We start from the raw sequence: 872 nt of genomic DNA on the forward strand, positions 1-872 counted from the left end.
CGATGACTTTTTTCCGTTTTAGAGCAAACAGGAAATCAAAAATCATCGCTCTCCGCTAAGATTATTTGCCGTAAGTGCGTAATTCCGCTAATAGTCGCCTTGGAATATATCGGCGAAGCCCTTGCCAGAGGAAGCACAAACGACGAAATTCGCCAAACGCTGGAATTCCTTTCCAGAGAAGGCAGGGCGTCTACCGCCAGGGAAAACGGTCGTGTTGTCAACAACTTCCCCGATGTAAGACGGCAATCGGCAAAGTACCTGGGTCAAATTGGCACGGAAGAAGCCAGAAGAACCCTCATTGAAATAATTCAATTTGAAAATGAAGAGACTGTTTTGCAGGAAGCGATAAAGTCTCTTGGTGATATCGGAGCAAATCCAAACAATGAAACTGTAAACCATATATCATGGGTTATGAACCGGTATAATACTCTAAAGCCGGACAATTTGATGGCGCTTGCCACCATTGACGCGTTTGAAAAGATTGCCAGGAAAAACGGCGGAATTAACTCCCCTGAAGCGATTAGGACTTTAATCCTCATTTCCGAAGGGCTCTATGTTACGCCGGTTAAAGAACGGGCAAGGCAACTATTAGCGGAATTACGCACTTACGGCAAATAATCTTAGCGGAGAGCGATGATTTTTGATTTCCTGTTTGCTCTAAAACGGAAAAAAGTCATCGCTCTTATTGGCGACAGCGGCACAGGCAAAAGTTTCCACGCAAAGCTTGTCGCGCAAAAATACAGACTAGACTATTTAATAGACGACGGCCTCTTGATACGTGACAACCGTATCCTTGCCGGCCATTCTGCAAAAAAAGAAAATACTTTCCTTTCCCATCTTAAAGTAGGCATATCTGACGAAAAGTCGTACAG

The 872-nt window shown here is 44.3% G+C and carries 1 protein-coding gene and 1 pseudogene; both read left to right on the plus strand.

Features of this window, described 5'->3' with window-relative positions; all coding sequences use genetic code 11:
* Positions 1–99: 99 nt before the first annotated feature.
* The gene (locus ACYVRA_RS07485; RefSeq protein ID WP_461252119.1) at positions 100–618 is read left to right on the plus strand and encodes a HEAT repeat domain-containing protein; all 519 of its coding nucleotides are present in this window, start codon (positions 100–102) and stop codon (positions 616–618) included.
* A 15-nt stretch (positions 619–633) separates the two neighbouring features.
* Positions 634–872 (plus strand): annotated as a pseudogene (locus ACYVRA_RS07490) (hypothetical protein); the annotation flags it as partial.

Source organism: Treponema sp. R8-4-B8 (assembly GCF_054786175.1).